This window comes from Devosia sp. ZW T5_3 (assembly GCF_044987315.1).
Classification (GTDB): domain Bacteria; phylum Pseudomonadota; class Alphaproteobacteria; order Rhizobiales; family Devosiaceae; genus Devosia.
The window spans coordinates 1-16988 of sequence record NZ_JBJDRE010000027.1 but is presented as its reverse complement, the minus strand read 5'-3'; the positions used below and the strand labels follow the sequence as shown (position 1 = coordinate 16988).

Below are 16988 nucleotides of genomic sequence, written 5' to 3'. Positions count from 1 at the left end.
GTAACCTTGTCGCCCGCATCATTCCCCGCTACCAAAGAGGGCTCCCGCCAAGACGATGCCGTTTCGGCGCGCGGGTCGTTTATGCGGCCCCGCTGGATCGCTGCCATAATGAAGCCTACCACAGGATATAGTCGGCCCTGATGCGTCATCACTTTGCACTCGCGATGTGGCTTGCGTTCGCGCTTCTCACCATCGCGCCATCCGCCGCCTTTGAAGTCATCTCGGTCCCCGAAGACGTCAATGCCGTTAACCTGTCCGCCGTGGTGGAAATCATCCCGGGCACGGATGGGCGCGTGCAATTGTCGACCGCACCGGGCGAAGACGGCATCATTCGCCGCATCGAGGTGCTGGCGAGCGAGCAGGGGACCAATCCGAACTTTGCCCTGTTCGCACTGCGCAATGAAAGCGACCAGCAGATCGAGCGCCTGCTGGTGGCACCGTTTTTTCGCTTGCCCAATTCGGGCGTATTCAATCCCGATCTGGGCAATGATCGCCTCACCGCGCTGACCCCCAGTGCCGGCATTCGGCCGGTCAAGCTGACCGACAGCGAAGCCGATGTCTTTGAAATCACGCTCGATCCGGGCGCCACGGTCACCTTCGTTGCCGAACTTTCCTCGGCCGAATTGCCCGAATTGTATCTGTGGCAGCCCAACCCCTACCGCGACTATGTGAACTCCTTCACCCTGTTCCGCGGCGTGGTGCTGGGCGTGGCCTCCCTGGCCGCAGTGTTTTTGACCATCATGTTCGTGGTCAAGGGCCGTGGCGTGTTCCCGGCGACGGCCGCCTTTGCCTGGGCCGTGCTGATTTATCTGCTGATCGATTTCGGCGTTCTGGGGCGCCTGCTCGGTATTCCGGCAGGAGGGATGCAGCCGCTGCGCGCCGCCTCGGAGGCGGGCATAGCCACCACATTAGCCGGGTTCTTATTTATCTACCTGAACCTGCATCGCTGGCATTTGCGTTTCATTCATCTGGCGCTTGGGCTTGCCGCGCTGTTCCTGGCGCTCTTTGCCTTCGCCTTCTTCCAGCCCGCCATTGCCGCCACCATTGCCCGGCTCGTGCTGGCCATGCTGGGTTTCTCCGGCTTCTTCCTCATCCTGCTGCTGGCACTGCGCGGCTATGATCGCGCCGTGCTGCTGGTGCCCACCTGGATCATTCTGATCTCCTGGCTGTTCTATTCCTGGCTGGTGATTTCGGGACAGGTCTCCAACGACGTGGCCCAACCCGCCGTGGGTGGGGGCCTCGTGCTTATCGTCATGCTGCTGGGCTTTACCGCGGTGCAACACGCCTTCTCCGAAGGACAGGTGTCGGTCGGCACGCTCTCTGAAGTCGAGCGCCGGGCGCTGGCACTGACCGGTTCGGGCGATTTCGTTTTCGACTGGAACATCGAGCGCGACCGCGTCTCGGTGTCGGATGAATTGGCGACCAGGCTGGGCGAAAAGCGCGGGGCCCTGCGTGGTGCTATCAAGCGCTGGCTCGACCGCGTCCATCCCGATGACCGCGACCGTTTCCGTACGGCCTTCGATACGCTGGTCGAGCTGCGCCGTGGCAAGGTTTCCGCCGATATGCGTATTGCTGGCCACGATGGCAGCTATCGCAGCTTCCGCATGCGGGTCAAGCCGGTGCTGGGCGGCGATGGACAGGTCAATCGTATCGTCGGCACTTTGCAGGATGTCACCGAAGATCGTGCCGCGCGCGAGCGCCTGCTGCATGACGCGGTGCATGATAGCCTGACCGGCCTGCCCAATCGTCAGCTCTTCCTCGATCGGCTGGAGCGCGCGCTGGTGCGTGCCAGGACGCCGGGCGGCACCAAGCCGGCGGTGTTCCTCATCGATATCGACCGCTTCATGGAGCTGGAGGAACGCATTGGCCATTCGGCCGCCGATTCCGTGCTGCTGGCGATTTCCCGCCGCATTGCCCGCATCATGCGGCCGCTCGACACCGTCGCCCGCGTCACAGGCGACCAGTTCGCGGTAATTCTCGCCTCCGAACAGGCCGCCGGCAAAATCGCCGAAACGGCCGAACAGATCCGCAAGGCGCTCAAGGCGCCGTTCAATTTCGGCGACCGCGACCTGACGCTGACCGCCTCGATCGGCGTCACCATCTATGACAGCGCCCCCGCTGACGCCCCCGACGTGCTGCGCGATGCCGAGCTGGCCATGTATTACGCCAAGCGCCTGGGTGGCGACCGGATCGAAGCCTATCGCGCCTCAGCCCGCTCCATCTCGGCCTATAATCGCGCCAGCGAAGAGGACCTCGAACGCGGCATGAAGCAGGGTGAATTGCATGTGCAATTCCAGCCGGTGATGGATATCCAGACCGGCCAGCTGGCCGGCGCCGAAGCCCTGATGCGCTGGGTGCATCCGACGCGGGGCGTGGTCAATCCCGATGAATTCGTGCCGCTGGCCGAACGCTCCGGGCAAATCGAAAAGCTCGGGCGATTGGCTTTCGAGCAATCCGCAGCCCAGGCCAAGGACTGGATGACTTCGCTCGGCCTGCCCGAGGAATTCTTCATCTCGGTCAATCTATCGCCCAGCCAGCTCGCCACCGAAACCCTGCTCAACGACATGCGCAGCCTGGTCAGCCAGGACAAGGAACTGGCGCGCCACCTCAAGCTCGAAATCACCGAAAGCCAGGTGATGACCAATCCCGAGCATTCCGCCTATATGCTGCAGGCATTGCGCAATCTGGGCCTGGGCCTGGCGCTGGACGATTTTGGCACCGGGCATTCCTCGTTGAGCTATCTGCACCGCTTCCCGTTCGACACCATCAAAATCCCCGCCGCCTTCGTGAAGATGAGCGACGACAACGGCATCGCCCACACCCAGGCGCCGATCATCAAGGCGGTGGTGGGACTGGCGGCCGATCTGGACCTGATGGTGATTGCCGAGGGTGTCGAAACGCTGGATGAAATCGAGCGTCTGCGCCAACTCAATTGCCGTTACGCGCAGGGCTTTGCATTCGGTGCGGCGATGACGGGTGCGGAATTTGGCAAGAAGCTGGCGGCGCAATTGGCGCGGTAGGCTCCCAAAGGGAGAAGTGAGGAGCGCCCTAAGCGTGTCCCGCCTCGGAACTCAGCGTCGCCCGCGTGATATGCAGGCTGGCGAGCGCCGCCTTGTAGCGCTCTTCCACCGGGGTTTCGAATACCAGATCGCGCGAGAACGGCACGGTCAGCCAGCCATTCTCGCGGATTTCGTCTTCCAGCTGTCCTGCTCCCCAGCCGCAGCATCCCAGCGCAAACAGGCTGGCCTTGGGGCGTGGGCCAAAGGCCATGGCTTTGAGAATATCGAGCGTTGCAGTGAGGTACACCCCGTCCCCGACCTTGTAGCTATTGCCGCTGGTGTAATCGGCCGAATGCAGCACGAAGCCGCGGCCCTTTTCCACTGGCCCGCCCCGCATCACGACGCCCTGGCGGATCGAATCGGGCAGGCGGATCACCGAGTCCGGATCGCCCAGATCGAGTTCGTCGATAACATCGGCAAAGCGCAGATTGGCCAATTCGTGATTGACCACCAGCCCCATGGCACCCTCTGTGCCATGGCCGACAATGAGGATTACGCTTTCGGCGAAGCGTTCATCTTCCATATCTGGCATGGCCACCAGAAACTGGCCTTCAAGCGAATTCATGGCTTAATTGTAGGCGTCCCATCCGCATGCGACAAGGCTGGCAGCCCGCAAGAGGCCCATGCAGCCATCACGAAGGCCTGATTGCGCGTCAGCTATTTCTTCATTTCCTGGTGCGCTAATGGCTGTGTTCATGCAGCTTCTTTCCGCCCTCGCCCTCCTTGCCGCCACGCTCACCCCCGCCCTTGCGGGCGAAACGCCGTGGCAGGAAGTCGCTCCCGGCGTGAAGCTGCGGCTGATCAGCTCCGGCCAGGTCAAGCCCGATGGCAAGACGCTGCTTGGCCTTGAAATCTCGATGCCGGAAAACACCAAGACCTATTGGCGCGTGCCGGGCGAAACCGGCCTGCCCACCGTGCTCGATTTCACCGGCTCGAGCGGCGTCACGGACCATCATATCGTCTGGCCCTATCCCAAGCGCGACGAGACCGACGGCTATCTCGACTATGTCTATTATGGCCCTCTGGTGCTGCCCCTCGCCGTAACCGTCTCGGATGAGGCGGCAGCGGCCGAAATTTTTGCCACGCTGGGCGTCTGCTCGGAAATCTGTGTGCCGGCGCAGGCGCATTTCTCCTTGAAGCTGGACGATGCCGAGCCCGACCGGCCCAACGGCCTGCGCATCCGCCAGGCTCTTGCCCTGGCGCCCATGCCCTGGGACGACAAGACCACGCCCATCGGGTCCGTGCGCTATGACAATGCCGACCGCATGCTCGCCATTGAACTGGGCGACGCTGCTGTTGATCCAGCCTCGCTGATCGTCGCGACCGCCAGTGGCGAGCCGTTATTCGGGGCGCCGCAAAAAAGCCCGGAACCCAACCTAGTCCTCATCCCGATCCTGGGTAAAAGCGAGCCAATCGACTTGGAAAACCAGGACATTCAGCTCACATTCATGACCGATATGGGAGCTTTCGAAGTCACGCGGGCCATTTCCGGTGCGGGTGACTGAGACCAGTCCGGGGATGGATAGGCCAATAGGTCTTGTATGCGGTTAAAAAGCCGCATATCCGAGATACCGGACTATCAAGGGAAATGGCGGCCAGCTGGCGCCACAGGCAGGGGCATATCCTTCTATGATCGAACGTGGCAGTCCGGTTCCGTCGGTGCGGATCAAACTTGTTGGCGCTGATGGCGCCACCGACACCACCAGCGATGCCGTGCTCGGCAGCGGCACTGTGGCTTTCTTCTCGGTGCCCGGTGCCTTTACGCCCACCTGCCATGTCAATCATTTGCCCGGCTATCTGGCCAACCTTGGCAAGCTGAGCGCCGCCGGCGTCGACAAGGTCGTCTGCGCCTCGGTCAATGATCATCACGTCATGAAGGCCTGGGCCGAAGCCTCTGGCGCGCTGGGCAAGATTGAATTCATCGCCGACGGCAATGGCGAATTGGCCGAGGCCCTGGGCCTTGCCAAGGATTTCTCGGGTTCGGGCATGGGCAAGCGCTTTGCCCGCGCCTCAATCCTGTTCCGCAACGGCAAGGCCGATGCGGTTTTTGTCGAAGACGGCCCGGGCGTCAATGCCAGCGGTGCCCCTGCCATGCTGATGGCGCTCGAAACGGCCAATGGCTGATCCCCAGGCGCAAGGAGCCAATTCGATGACCAATTTCCTCCCGATGCTGCGCCTTCCTGCCGCCGCCGCCCTTGCGGCGCTGCTGGCCGGCTGTTCCATGGGCTCCATGTTTGGCGGCGGCCAGAGCGCGGCGACCAATCAGTCGCTGCAGAATGCCACGGCTAGCCCGGCCGCCATCGCCCAGGCCCAGTCCAATGCACTGCCGGCCATTGCCACCCAATGCCCGCCCATCAAGGTGCGCGCCGGCTCTGAGGCCATGTATTATTATGGCGGCGGCCGCGTGGGCGACCCCAAGGCGCTGCAATATCAGGGCGTGATCGACGAAAGCTCGCGCAATTGCGTGGTGTCCAACGGGTTGATCACCGTCAATATGGGCGTGGCCGGCCGCATCCTGCTCGGCCCCGGCGGCAAACAGACCAGCGTCAACGCCCCCATCCGCTTTGCCGTGGAGCGCAACGGCACGGCGGTGTTCTCGGAGAAATACACCATCCCGGTCTCCGTCGTCCCGCCGGCCGAGTCCGCCGAATTCTCCAAGGTGATCGAGAATGTCGCCATCCCCTATCTGGGTGGCGAGGACATTACCATCTGGGTTGGCTTCGACACCAAGGGCTGATTGCGCCTGAGGCGCTTTCGGGCTAAAAACTCCGTTATGTGCAGAACCGCATTCTTTTCCATTCGCATCCGCACCGCCTGAGGGCGGTGTCGACCCATGACTATACGTGCGGCTGCTAAGCGGCCGGCGTAAGTGCATGCGGGGTTCTGGCCGAAGGCTGTGCGCCCGAACTCCGAAACCGGCGCCGTCTCATCTCTCGAACAGCTTTTCGAGACAAATGAGACCATCCATGAAAAAGAATCTGAACCGCGCCCGCTCGCAGAGCTGGGACGCCGTCGCCCATTGGTATGCCGGCTGGACCGGCACCAATGGCAGCCGCTATCACCGCACGCTCGCCGTGCCACTGCTGCTCGAATTGCTTGCGCCTAAACGGGGTGAGCATATTGCCGACCTGGGCTGTGGTCCCGGCATTCTGGCGCCCCCGATCGCCGAACGCGGCGCGGGGTTTGTCGGCGTTGATCTGTCGGCAAGGTTGATTGCCGATGCGCGGCGCAATCACGGCAGAGTAGGGCGCTTTCTCGTCGGCGACGTCACCCGCCTGCCACGGCATGCCGATTTGCCCGAAGCCGGTTTCGATGCCGCGTGTTTCCTGCTGTCCATTCAGGACATCAATCCGCTGGATGAGGCTATGGCCAGCGCCGCACGGCTGCTCAAGCCGGGTGGTCGGTTGGCCATCGTCATGCTGCATCCCTGCTTCCGCGTGCCGCGGCAAAGCGGCTGGGGTTGGGACGAGGGCAGGGGGCTCAAATTCCGCCGCCTCGATTCCTACCTGACGCCGCTGGCGGTGCCGATGCAGTCCCATGAGGCGGGCACGACGCGCAGCTATCATCGGCCGCTCGGGGCGTATGCCGAGGCGCTGGCGGCGGCGGGCTTGGCGTTAACGGGGATCAAGGAGGTGAGCGATCTGCCGGCGCAGGGCGAGAGTAAGGCGGACCGGCGAGCGGCGGGGGAGTTTCCGCTGTTTCTGGGGTTGCGGGCGGTGAAGCTGGAATAGGGATTAGGATTGGGAGGGGGGATGCCCCCTCCTAGCCTCCCCCTGTCAGGGGGAGGCCATGTGGGCCGCTTACTCCGCCGCCTTCAACGTCTCCGCCGGGCGTTCCCACTTCAAGATCGGCGAGCGGGCAGCCCGGGTTTCGTCCAGGCGACGGCGCGGGGCTTTCATCGGGGCGGCGGTGAACCGCTCCGTGTTGCCCGCCTTGGCGTCGATTGCCAGCTCTTCCATCACGTCGCAGAAGCGGTCCAGCGTCTGCTTGCTTTCGCTTTCGGTGGGCTCGATCAGCATGGCGCCATGCACGACCAGCGGGAAATACATGGTCATGGGGTGGAAGCCCTCGTCGATCAGCGCCTTGGCGAAATCGAGCGTGGTGACGCCCGTTCCAGCCAGGAAGCTGTCGTCGAACAGCGCTTCATGCATGGTCGGGTAATCGCCGAAGGGCACCGAGAAGGCATGCGCGAGGCGCGCCTTGATGTAATTGGCATTGAGAACCGCATCCTGCGCCGCCTGGGCGAGGCCATCGCCGCCATGGCTGAGCATGTAGGTGAGGGCGCGGACATACATGCCCATCTGGCCCTGGAAGGCGGTGATGCGGCCCAGCGCTTCACCTTCGGCATGCTCGACCAGCTCCAGCCCATTGCTGGCTTTGCGCACGAAGGGCACCGGCGCAAACGGCGCCAGCGCTTCCGACAGCACCACCGGACCCGCACCGGGACCGCCGCCGCCATGCGGCGTCGAGAAGGTCTTGTGCAGGTTGATATGCATGGCGTCGATGCCGAGATCACCCGGGCGGACAACGCCCATAATGGCGTTGAAATTGGCGCCATCGCAGTAGAAGAACGCCCCGGCATCGTGAATGGCCTGGGCAATTTCGATCACCTGCGGCTCGAACAGCCCGCACGTATTGGGATTGGTCAGCATGATCGCCGCCACGTCGGGCGACAGCGCATCCTTGACCGCCTGCACATCCACCGTGCCATCGTCCCGCGCCGGAATAGGCTTTACCGTATAGCCCAGAAACGCCGCCGTTGCCGGATTGGTGCCATGGGCGCTTTCGGGCACCAGCACGATCTTGCGATGGCTTTGCCCAGCCGCGTCCTGCGCCGCCTTGATCGCCATCATGCCCAGCAGCTCGCCATGCGCGCCGGCCTTGGGCGTCAGCGCCACGGCGGCGGTATTGGTGAGGGTCATCAGCCAGTGCGACAGCTGGTTCATCAGCTCGAGCGCGCCCTGCACGGTCGAGACCGGCTGCAGCGGGTGGATATCGGAGAAGCCGGGCAAGCGGGCCATTTTTTCATTGAGCCGCGGATTGTGCTTCATCGTGCACGAGCCCAGCGGATACATACCGCTATCGATCGAGTGGTTGAGGCGGGAGAGGCGCACATAATGGCGCATCGCTTCGGGCTCGGTGAGGCCGGCCAGATCGAGCGGGCTCTTGCGCTCGAAGCCGCCGAGGCGGGCGGTCGAGATCGTCACATCGGGCAGATCGACGCCGGAATGCTCGGTATCGCCGATTTCAAACAGCAGCGGCTCATTGGGCAGCAGCGCCGAACCGGACGTGGAGGCAAAGCCCGAAGTGCCCACGCCGGTGGGGCGGCCCTGATTGTTCATGCTCATGCGAGTTCCTCCGAAAGGGCAGCGCACAGCGCGGCAATATCGGCGTCGGTGGTGAGTTCGGTGGCGGCCAATACGATCAGGTTGGCCACGGAGGGATCGGTCGGCTCCAGCCGGCTGACCGGCACACCGGCCAGAATGCCGCGCCTGGCGAGGCGCTCGACAAGGCCAGCCGCCGGCTGGGCCGTACGAATGGTCATCTCGTTGAAGAAGGTTTTGTTGAGGACCTGAACGCCGGGCACGGCGGCCAGTGCATCGGCCAGTTTGCAGGCATTGGCGTGATTGAGGCGGGCCAGGCGGGTAAACCCGGCCTCACCCAAGAGGCCCATATGGATCGAGAAGGCCAGCGCGCAGAGGCCCGAATTGGTGCAGATATTGCTCGTCGCCTTTTCGCGGCGGATATGCTGCTCGCGGGTGGAGAGCGTCAGCACAAAGCCGCGCTGGCCATCGGCATCGACGGTTTCGCCACAGAGGCGACCCGGCATCTGCCGGATGAATTCCTTGCGCGTTGCCATCAGGCCCAGATAGGGGCCGCCGAAGTTGAGCGCATTGCCGATGGACTGGCCCTCGGCCACCACGATATCGGCGCCCAGCGCGCCGGGGGCTTCGAGCAGGCCGAGCGAGACGACTTCGGTGATCACCACGATCAGCAGCGCGCCCTTGGCATGGGCGGCGTCGGCGGCGGTCTTGATGTTGCGCAGGTGACCATAAAAATCGGGCGTCTGCACCACGATGGCGGCGGTGGTCTCGTCGATATGGTCCAGAATATCGCCCTGGCCTTCCGGCGAGGCGGAGAGGATTTCAAGGTCCGCATCGTCCTTGAGATAGGCGCGCACCACATCGCGGTAATGGGGGTGCAGGCCACCCGACAGGACGATCTTGTTGCGGCGGGTCAGGCGGCGGGCCATCAGCACGGCCTCGGCGGTGCCGGTCGAGCCGTCATAAAGCGAAGCATTCGCCACATCCATGCTGGTGAGCTTGGCCACCTGGGTCTGGAACTCGAACAGCATCTGCAGGGTGCCCTGCGAGATTTCCGGCTGGTAGGGCGTGTAGGCGGTGAGCCATTCCGAGCGCTGGATCAGATGATCGACGGTCGCCGGAACATGGTGGCGATAGGCGCCCGCGCCAACGAAGAAAGGGCCATCGGCGCCGGCATGGTTCTTGGCGGCCAGCGCCTTCATATGGGCTTCAACCAGGAATTCGGGGCTATGGGCGGGCAGGCCGAGATCAAAACTCTTGAGCGCGCGCGCGGGCACGGCGCTGAATAGGGCATCGATATTGGCCGCGCCGATGACACCGAGCATTTCGGCGCGTTCGTGGTCGGAATGGGGGAGGTAGCGCATGGGGTCTCTGAGGCTTCCAATTGGCGGCTGGCCCCGACCTTGAGAAGGCCGGGTTTGCGCGCTTTACTTCGTCAGTTCGGCATAGCCGGCATCATCGAGCAGGCCATCCAGCTCACTGGCGTCGGCAATAGCGATCTTGAACATCCAGCCGGCTGCGGCGGGGTCCTGATTGACCAGGCCTGGCTCGCCGGTCAGTGCGTCATTGACCTCGGTGACGGTGCCCGACACGGGCGCATAGATCTCGGAGGCGGCCTTGACCGATTCCACGACAGCGGCTTCATCGCCCTTTTTGAACACTTTGCCGACGCTGGGCAGCTCGACAAACACGATGTCGCCCAAGGCTTCCTGGGCAAACTGGGTGATGCCGACAATTCCGGTGGCGCCCTCGACGCGGATATATTCGTGGTCAGGGGTGAACTTGGTGGTCATGACGATCCCTCAACTGGATGTGGTTTTGCGGAAATAACGATGGGGCACAAAGGGCGTCGGCACCACTTCGGCGGCTTGGGCACGGCCGCGGACGCTGACTTGCAGCCTGGTTCCAACGGCAACATGAGCGGGTGGCACAAAGCCGAGCGCGATGGCCTTGCCGAGCGAGGGGGCAAAGCCGCCGCTGGTAACAACGCCGATGACGGCGCCGGTGCCGTCAAGGATTTCGGCGCCTTCGCGGGCCGGGGCGCCTTCGACGACAAGGCCGACGCGCTTGCGGGCGGGTCCATTTTCGCGTTCGGCCAAAATGCGGGCCGCGCCAGGAAAGTCAGCGACCTCGCGACGGCGCTTGGAAACAGCAAAGCCCAAATCCGCTTCAATGGGCGAAATGGTTTCGTCGAGGTCATGCCCGTAAAGCGGCAGGCCCGCCTCGAGCCGCAGGCTGTCGCGCGCGCCCAGGCCAATCGGCTTGACGCGCTCATCGGCCAGCAGCGTGTCCCAGAAAGCTTTGGCTATGCTGGCCGGCGCCAGGATTTCAAAGCCGTCCTCGCCAGTATAGCCCGAGCGGGAAATGATCAGCGTCTGCCCGTTCCAATCGAAGGGGCCATATTGCATGAAGCCCAGTTCCACCACGCCCGGCAGCAGCGCTGCCAGCACGTCGACGGCTTCCGGCCCCTGCAGCGCCAGCAGTGCGCCGTCATCAGCGCGGGTCAGCTTGGCGCGGTCGCCGGCAGCCTCCGCGATATGAGCGAAGTCGGCATCCTTGGTCCCGGCATTGACCACGATATAAAGCGAGCCGGGGAAGCGGGGCGAGCGGGCGACCATCAGGTCGTCCATGGCGCCGCCTTGGGCATTGAGCAGCAGCGTATAGCGAATCTGGCCGGGCTTGAGGCCGGCAATGTCGCCGCAGATCAGCGGCTCGATGATTGCCGCAATGGCGGCGTGATCGGCCTCGGCGTCGCCGGTTCGGGCGCTCAGTTCGAGAAAGCTTGGGCCCATGTGGCTGACATCAAACAGGCCGGCATGTTCGCGCGTCCATTTGTGCTCGGCCATGATGCCGGAGGCATATTGCACAGGCAGGGAATAGCCGCCGAATGGCACCATGCGGCCACCGGCGGCAATATGCTGCTCATAAAGCGGCGTGGTCTTGAGAGTTTCGGCGGAGGTTTGGGCCATCAACGCTTCCCGGAAATGAACAAGGCGACACGACTACACTCGCCTTGCGGCGAATTCCGTGCCCCCTCTGTCCTCATCACCTGAGAGATTTCCCGGCTGAGCGCCGGTTGCTCCTTCGGTGGGACCTGGCGCTGTGCCGGTCCGCTTTCCAGAGTTGTAGCTGTGCTGCGGTCCTTTTGCCTGAGAGTTTCCGGGGCGGTTGCTCCTTCGGCGCTGGAGAAAATCCAATCTCTCCCGCAGTGAGGGCACCATGGTGGAGATTCTGGGGGGCGTCAATCGTGGGCGTGGATATGGCACAGTGATTTGTAGGGGGTATTCCGATCCCCGCCCAAACAAAAAAAGGGCGAACCTTGCGGCCCGCCCTCAAAACTTAAATCCGACCCGAACGCTCAGTTCAGCTTATTGCCCACGTCGGCGATGGCGCGGTCGACGACTTGGCCGCCCTTTTTGGCCATTTCCTCGGTCAGCACGGCGCGGGCAGCTTCGATGGCGACATCGGCGGAGCGGGCGCGGACTTCCGAGATGGCCTGGGCCTCGGCCTGGGCGATCTTGGCTTCCACGGCGCGGGTGCGGCGGGTGACGAGGTCAGCCAGCGAAGCCTGGGCTTCGGCGGTCAGGCGCACGGCCTCTTCCTTGGCGGCGGCAATGATGCCCTCTGCCTCGGATTCGGCGGCGACGCGCTTCTGCTCATATTCGACCAAGAGGGCCGCGGCTTCCTCGCGCAGCTTCTTGGCTGCCTCGAGTTCGTCTGCGATCTGCTGGATGCGCTTGTCTAGCATCTTGCCGATAACCCGCGGCACGCCGAAATAGGTGATCAGCGCCAGGAACAGCACGAGCCCGACAGTGGCCCAGAAGCTATTGTCCATCCATTCCATCGTGCTTACTCCTTGCTCGCCTTGGCCACGGCGGCCTTGACGCTCTCGCTCGGAATATCGCCGACGAGCTGGGTGACGACGGTCTGTGCCGTTTCAGCGGCAATCTCGTCGACATGGGTCATGGCTTCGGCCTTGGTGGTGGCGATGCGCGCTTCGGCAGTCGCAACCTTGGCGGACAGATCGGCTTCCACGGCCTGGCGCTTGCTGGCCAGTTCGGTCTTGATCGCGTCGCTGGTCTGGGCGGCGATGCCCTGGGCCTTGGACTTGGCGTCGGCTAGGGCTGCCTCATAGGCGGCAATGGCGGCGTCGGTCTTCTGGCGGCTGGCATCGGCGGCAGCCAGGTCCGCGTCGATCTTGGCCTTGCGGTCGGCCAGGATGGAGCCGACGCGGGGCAGGGCCACCTTGCTCATCAGCAGATAGAGCGCAGCGAAGCTGATCGCCAGCCACAGCAATTGCGAGGGGAAGGTCGCCGGGTCGAATGGCGGGAAGATGTCCGAACCATGCTCGCCGCCATGCGCCTCGGTAGTGGCATGGATATCGGCGGTCGGGTCGGCATGTGCCGGATCGGCATGGGTCGCATCGACCGCGCCATCGACATGTTCTTCAGCCGGGGCTGCTGCCTCTTGGGCGTAGGCTTGCGTTACCATCAGGTGAGGTCCCGTTAAATCCGGTCAGCCGGCGGAAAGCCGGACGATAGAATGCAGCCGGGTTGGCCCCGGCTGCAGAAAAGGCATGCAGTCGCGCTTATTAAGCGACGAACAGCAGGATCAGGGCAACCAGGAACGAGAAGATGCCCAGAGCTTCGGTCATGGCCATACCGAAAATCAGGTTACCGGTCTGGCTCGGAGCAGCCGACGGGTTGCGCAGGGCGCCCGACAGGAAGTTCGAGAAGATGTTCGACACGCCCAGGGCAGCGCCGGCCATACCAAGAGTTGCAATACCAGCGCCGATAAACTTTGCGGCTTCAGCATCCATTTTTGTAGTCCTTTCAAGGGTCGTAGTTTGCCGGCGGGGCCCGCCGTTGAGGGACTCAACGCTCAGTGTGAAGGGTGAACCGCGTCGTTGAGATACATCGAAGTCAGAACTGCAAACACATAGGCCTGCACTGCTGCAACGAGGAATTCGAGGGCTGTCAGCGCCACCGTCATGAACAGTGGCAGGATCGCACCCAGCCAGCCGAGGAAGCCGGCGGCGCCCAGGCTCACCACGAAACCGGCAAACACCTTGAGGGTGATGTGGCCAGCCAGGATGTTGCCGAACAGTCGGACGGACAGGCTGATCGGGCGGGACAGGAAGGAGATGATTTCAATCGGCACCACGATCGGCAGCACATAGGCCGGCACGCCCGAGGGGACGAAAAGCTTGAGGAACTTGAAGCCGTGACGGACAAAACCGTAGATCACGACCACGCTCATCACCAGCAAAGCCAGAGCCACAGTGACGATGATGTGGCTGGTGACGGTGAAGAAATAGGGGATCATGCCGAACATGTTGGCGGTCAGCACGAAGGCAAACAGCGAGAACACGAAGGGGAAGAATTTCATGCCTTCGGTGCCAGCCGAGCTGCGCAACATATTGGCCACGAATTCATAGGCCAATTCGCCTGTGAGCTGCAGCCTTGAAGGCACCAGCTGCTTGCGGCTCGAGGCCAGCAGCACGAAAGTGGTGATCGCCAAAACCGTCAGCACCATAAAGAGCGACGAATTGGTGAAGGACAGGTTCAGCCCGCTGCCTGCGGTGCCATCGCCACCCACATGGATGGGGATCATGTCCTCGATGACAAACTGGTGGATCGGGTCAGTACCGGCCAAAACAGAGCCCCTTGCGCGTCGTCATCAGTGTTCAATCCGCTTGTCGTCTTCCGCGTCAGGCTTGGGCCCAGGCGGGGGAGGCGATGCGGCATTCAATTCGGCCACCGCTCGGGTGACATTGAGTATTCCAGCGGCAAAACCCATCATGAACATGATGAGCAATCCCCAGGGGCTGGTGCCCAGTCCAAGATCGATCAGGTAGCCGAGAATGCCCCCTATCACGATCGCCGCCACGAATTCGGTGCCGATGCGCATGCCGCGCGCCATACCGCTCGTGTCGTGGGAACCATTCGCCAAGGCTCTATTGTCCTCGGCTGCGCGGCTCCGCTTGGCAGAGGCAATACGCGATGCGAGATCGCGCGTCACCTCATCAGCGCCACTATCCTGGCCTTTGGTATCTTGCGGTTTTGCCATCCGCTCGCTCCCCTCGGCCCGGCTTTGACCCGGGTTTATCCGGGGCGCCTTTTAAGTCGCGCGCAACATAGTGGTGGGGTAACACAGTGTCAAGATTCGTCGCGGCGGCGTAATTTGTTGATTTAAAATGGTTTTTTGGCTTTGAGCGGGGGTGCGGCATGCTGTCCACACCCAAGCATGGCAAAGTGGAGGCAAGGACGGGGGGATTCTGGGCAATTTTGGGTGATGGGTGGCGCTCGATGAGTGTGGCGAGATCGCACAAACAACCGTGGTAGACCGATCAAACCGCCTCAAGAAATGTCTCGGCCGTGGTCAGATCCACTGACACCAGTTGGCTCACGCCGCGCTCGGCCATAGTCACGCCAAACAGGCGATCGACCCGGCTCATGGTGATCGGATTGTGGGTGATCACCATGAAGCGCGTATTGGTGCGCTGGCGCATGGAATCGAGCAGGTTGCAGAAGCGCTCCACATTGGCGTCGTCGAGCGGAGCATCGACTTCGTCGAGCACGCAGATCGGCGCTGGATTGGTGAGGAACACCGCAAAGATCAGGCTCATTGCCGTCAGCGCCTGCTCGCCACCCGACAGTAGCGTCATGGTCTGCGGCTTCTTGCCGGGCGGACGGGCGATGATTTCGAGGCCCGCCTCGAGAGGATCATCGCTCTCGACAAAGGTCAGCTCCGCCGTGCCGCCGCCAAACAGGGTGGTGAACAGCTCCTGGAAATGCTCGTTGACCTTGACGAATGCCTCGTTGAGCCGCGCGCGGCCCTCGCGGTTGAGCGATTGGATACCGGTGCGCAGCTTGGCAATGGCCTCGATCAGATCGTCCCGGTCTTTGACCATGGTGTCGAGCTTTTCCTGAACCTCTTCGGCTTCCTTTTCCGCCGAAAGGTTGACCCCGCCCAGCCGCTCGCGCTCGGCCTTGAGCCGGTCCACCTTCTGCTCGATGACGCTTTCGGCCGGCAAGGCCTCCTCGGGCTTGATCCCTGAGACCTCCAGCGTCTTGCTGGCGGGAATATCGAGGGTTTCCTCGATCTGCCGCTCGATCTGCTGGCGCTGGGCGATAATGCCCTTGATGCGTTCTTCGACGCGGGTCAGCTCGATCCGCGCATTGGCCAGGATGTCGCTGGCTGATTTGAGCGCCTTATCGGCCTCGCGATAGCCGGTTTGGGCCAGGTTCAGCCGGTCGCCCGCTGCCTTGTGCTCCACGGCGGCGGTTTCGATCTGGTCTTCCAGCTCCGCCCGGCGCGCGGCAAAGCCATCCGGCGTTTCGGTGACGCTGGTGAGCTGCGCGCTGACCTCAGCGGTGCGTTGGTCGAGCGTCGCCAATTGCGCCATGGCGCCATCGCGGCGGCGGGTCCAGGCCATGCTGTCGCGCTGCAATTGGCTGAGGCGATTGTCGCGCATGCGCGCGGCCGTCTCAAAACTGCCCAGCTTGAGGCGCGCCTGGTCGGCCTTTTCCCGTGCGACTGCGAGCGCCGCCTGCAAATCCTCGGCCATTTCGGCCGCCTCGCCCTCTTCACCTGCTTCTTCCAACAGGCTTTCGGCTTGCTCGCGCATGGCCTCGGCTTCGGCCAGGCTGGTCGCAAGACGGGCGCGGGCTTCCTCCAGCGCCGATTGGCGGGTCGTCAAATCACCAATGGCTCGCTGCGCCCGGTCGACTTCGGCCTGCGCCGCGCCAATGGCATGTTGGGCCATGCGCCAGCCTTCGCGCTGGTTCTTCTCGTCCTGCCGCGCCGTAGTGAGGACAGCGGTCAGCGCCTCGACATCGCGCTTGGCCGCATTGCGCTCGCCCCGCGCTCGAGAAATTTCCGCGTCGAGTTCGGCCAGCCGATTGCGTTGCGCCAGCCGTTGGGCGGCCGGGCTCGGCGCATCAGCGGCGGCAACAAAACCATCCCAGCGCCACAGCGCGCCGTCTAATGTCACCAGCCGCTGGCCGGGCTTGAGTGCATGCATCAGTGCCGGTCCATCCACGGCATCGACAATGCCGATCTGGTCCAGCCGCCGCTTGAGCAGGGCATTGCCCGTCACATAGCGTGACAAGGGCTCGGCCGCCTGTGGCAAAGCTGGATCGACATAATCCTCGATGGCTACTGACCAATGCATTGGCGCGCCCGCGTCGGATGACGCTTCAAGATCATCCCCCAAAGCGGCGCCAAGCGCGGTTTCATAGCCCGACTGCACGCTGAGCTGATCGACAATGGCCGGCCAGAGGCTAGCGCCCACATTGAGCATCTTGCCCAGGGTGGAGGCTTCCGATTCCAGCCGCGTCAGCGCCGCTTCGATTTCGGCCAACCGGGGCTGAGCATCATCGAGCCGGGTCTGGGCGTCGGCGGTCGCTTCTTCGGCAATGACAGCCATTTCTTCGGCCGTTGCGGCGCTCGCCTGCGCTTCTTCCAACGCCGCGCGCTTCAGGGTCAACGTCGCATCCGCATCGAGCTTGGCGGCAATCGTGCTGGCTTCCTGCTCGACTTCGGCAATCTGTTGGCCCAGCCGGGCAATCCGCCCGGCCGCATCCTCGGCACTGCGCTGCGC

16 protein-coding genes and 1 riboswitch are annotated in these 16988 nt (G+C 63.2%); of the genes, 5 read left to right on the top strand and 11 right to left on the bottom strand.

Going from position 1 to position 16988, the window contains the following annotated elements:
* The first annotated feature begins 140 nt into the window (after positions 1-140).
* The gene (locus ACI3KW_RS22295) at positions 141-3020 is read left to right on the top strand and encodes an EAL domain-containing protein (protein ID WP_404849909.1); all 2880 of its coding nucleotides are present in this window, start codon (positions 141-143) and stop codon (positions 3018-3020) included.
* Positions 3021-3048: 28 nt separating this feature from the next.
* Here the strand turns inward: ACI3KW_RS22295 and ACI3KW_RS22290 are convergent, their stop codons facing one another.
* Positions 3049-3624, bottom strand: coding sequence for a YqgE/AlgH family protein (locus ACI3KW_RS22290; protein ID WP_404849908.1), 576 nt, complete (start codon positions 3622-3624; stop codon positions 3049-3051).
* 130 nt (positions 3625-3754) lie between these two features.
* Between ACI3KW_RS22290 and ACI3KW_RS22285 the strand changes: the two genes are divergently transcribed.
* The 4 genes from ACI3KW_RS22285 to ACI3KW_RS22270 all read left to right on the top strand — a co-directional run bounded on the left by ACI3KW_RS22285 (position 3755) and on the right by ACI3KW_RS22270 (position 6790).
* Entirely contained in the window at positions 3755-4564 is an 810-nt protein-coding gene (locus tag ACI3KW_RS22285) for a protein-disulfide reductase DsbD domain-containing protein (protein WP_404849907.1), read from the top strand.
* Positions 4565-4688: 124 nt separating this feature from the next.
* The gene (locus ACI3KW_RS22280; RefSeq protein ID WP_404849906.1) at positions 4689-5183 is read left to right on the top strand and encodes a redoxin family protein; all 495 of its coding nucleotides are present in this window, start codon (positions 4689-4691) and stop codon (positions 5181-5183) included.
* Between the two features lie 25 nt (positions 5184-5208).
* Positions 5209-5796, top strand: a complete 588-nt coding sequence (locus tag ACI3KW_RS22275; protein ID WP_162740006.1) for a hypothetical protein — start codon at positions 5209-5211, stop codon at positions 5794-5796.
* A 229-nt stretch (positions 5797-6025) separates the two neighbouring features.
* On the top strand, positions 6026-6790 hold the full coding sequence (locus tag ACI3KW_RS22270) for a class I SAM-dependent methyltransferase (RefSeq protein WP_404849905.1): 765 nt from the start codon (positions 6026-6028) through the stop codon (positions 6788-6790).
* Between the two features lie 69 nt (positions 6791-6859).
* On the opposite strand, the gene gcvPB is transcribed toward ACI3KW_RS22270, so the two are convergent.
* The 10 genes from gcvPB to ACI3KW_RS22220 all read right to left on the bottom strand — a co-directional run.
* A complete protein-coding gene (gene gcvPB / locus ACI3KW_RS22265) occupies positions 6860-8407 on the bottom strand; it encodes an aminomethyl-transferring glycine dehydrogenase subunit GcvPB (protein WP_404849904.1) in 1548 nt (515 codons plus the stop codon).
* Positions 8404-9747 (bottom strand): aminomethyl-transferring glycine dehydrogenase subunit GcvPA, encoded by a 1344-nt coding sequence (gene gcvPA / locus ACI3KW_RS22260; RefSeq protein WP_404849903.1) that lies wholly within the window; start codon positions 9745-9747, stop codon positions 8404-8406. Before gcvPA ends, gcvPB begins: the two co-directional genes overlap by 4 nt.
* Before the next feature lie 63 nt (positions 9748-9810).
* The gene (gcvH, locus tag ACI3KW_RS22255; protein WP_262169498.1) at positions 9811-10176 is read right to left on the bottom strand and encodes a glycine cleavage system protein GcvH; all 366 of its coding nucleotides are present in this window, start codon (positions 10174-10176) and stop codon (positions 9811-9813) included.
* Positions 10177-10185: 9 nt separating this feature from the next.
* A complete protein-coding gene (gene gcvT, locus ACI3KW_RS22250) occupies positions 10186-11352 on the bottom strand; it encodes a glycine cleavage system aminomethyltransferase GcvT (protein ID WP_404849902.1) in 1167 nt (388 codons plus the stop codon).
* Positions 11353-11510: 158 nt separating this feature from the next.
* A riboswitch (glycine riboswitch) is annotated at positions 11511-11599 on the bottom strand.
* Between the two features lie 142 nt (positions 11600-11741).
* The gene (locus ACI3KW_RS22245) at positions 11742-12227 is read right to left on the bottom strand and encodes an ATP F0F1 synthase subunit B (protein WP_262171882.1); all 486 of its coding nucleotides are present in this window, start codon (positions 12225-12227) and stop codon (positions 11742-11744) included.
* Positions 12228-12232: 5 nt separating this feature from the next.
* Complete coding sequence (locus tag ACI3KW_RS22240; protein WP_404849901.1) at positions 12233-12874, bottom strand: F0F1 ATP synthase subunit B; 642 nt, start codon at positions 12872-12874, stop codon at positions 12233-12235.
* 100 nt (positions 12875-12974) lie between these two features.
* Positions 12975-13202, bottom strand: coding sequence for a F0F1 ATP synthase subunit C (locus tag ACI3KW_RS22235; protein ID WP_113119704.1), 228 nt, complete (start codon positions 13200-13202; stop codon positions 12975-12977).
* 62 nt (positions 13203-13264) lie between these two features.
* Positions 13265-14038: a F0F1 ATP synthase subunit A gene (locus ACI3KW_RS22230; protein ID WP_035100309.1), complete on the bottom strand. Its 774-nt coding sequence runs from the start codon at positions 14036-14038 to the stop codon at positions 13265-13267.
* A 24-nt stretch (positions 14039-14062) separates the two neighbouring features.
* Positions 14063-14452, bottom strand: a complete 390-nt coding sequence (locus tag ACI3KW_RS22225; protein WP_404849900.1) for an AtpZ/AtpI family protein — start codon at positions 14450-14452, stop codon at positions 14063-14065.
* A gap of 280 nt (positions 14453-14732) precedes the next feature.
* Positions 14733-16988 (bottom strand): chromosome segregation protein SMC (locus ACI3KW_RS22220; RefSeq protein ID WP_404849899.1); only part of this gene is annotated, 2256 nt, incomplete at its 5' end.

Bases quoted from the DNA above. Each gene is read 5' to 3' on its own strand.
- ACI3KW_RS22295 (WP_404849909.1), top strand. From the start codon at position 141: ATGCGTCATCACTTTGCACTCGCGATGTGGCTTGCGTTCGCGCTTCTC.
- ACI3KW_RS22290 (WP_404849908.1), bottom strand. From the start codon at position 3,624: ATGAATTCGCTTGAAGGCCAGTTTCTGGTGGCCATGCCAGATATGGAA.
- ACI3KW_RS22285 (WP_404849907.1), top strand. From the start codon at position 3,755: ATGCAGCTTCTTTCCGCCCTCGCCCTCCTTGCCGCCACGCTCACCCCC.
- ACI3KW_RS22280 (WP_404849906.1), top strand. From the start codon at position 4,689: ATGATCGAACGTGGCAGTCCGGTTCCGTCGGTGCGGATCAAACTTGTT.
- ACI3KW_RS22275 (WP_162740006.1), top strand. From the start codon at position 5,209: ATGACCAATTTCCTCCCGATGCTGCGCCTTCCTGCCGCCGCCGCCCTT.
- ACI3KW_RS22270 (WP_404849905.1), top strand. From the start codon at position 6,026: ATGAAAAAGAATCTGAACCGCGCCCGCTCGCAGAGCTGGGACGCCGTC.
- gcvPB (WP_404849904.1), bottom strand. From the start codon at position 8,407: ATGAGCATGAACAATCAGGGCCGCCCCACCGGCGTGGGCACTTCGGGC.
- gcvPA (WP_404849903.1), bottom strand. From the start codon at position 9,747: ATGCGCTACCTCCCCCATTCCGACCACGAACGCGCCGAAATGCTCGGT.
- gcvH (WP_262169498.1), bottom strand. From the start codon at position 10,176: ATGACCACCAAGTTCACCCCTGACCACGAATATATCCGCGTCGAGGGC.
- gcvT (WP_404849902.1), bottom strand. From the start codon at position 11,352: ATGGCCCAAACCTCCGCCGAAACTCTCAAGACCACGCCGCTTTATGAG.
- ACI3KW_RS22245 (WP_262171882.1), bottom strand. From the start codon at position 12,227: ATGGAATGGATGGACAATAGCTTCTGGGCCACTGTCGGGCTCGTGCTG.
- ACI3KW_RS22240 (WP_404849901.1), bottom strand. From the start codon at position 12,874: ATGGTAACGCAAGCCTACGCCCAAGAGGCAGCAGCCCCGGCTGAAGAA.
- ACI3KW_RS22235 (WP_113119704.1), bottom strand. From the start codon at position 13,202: ATGGATGCTGAAGCCGCAAAGTTTATCGGCGCTGGTATTGCAACTCTT.
- ACI3KW_RS22225 (WP_404849900.1), bottom strand. From the start codon at position 14,452: ATGGCAAAACCGCAAGATACCAAAGGCCAGGATAGTGGCGCTGATGAG.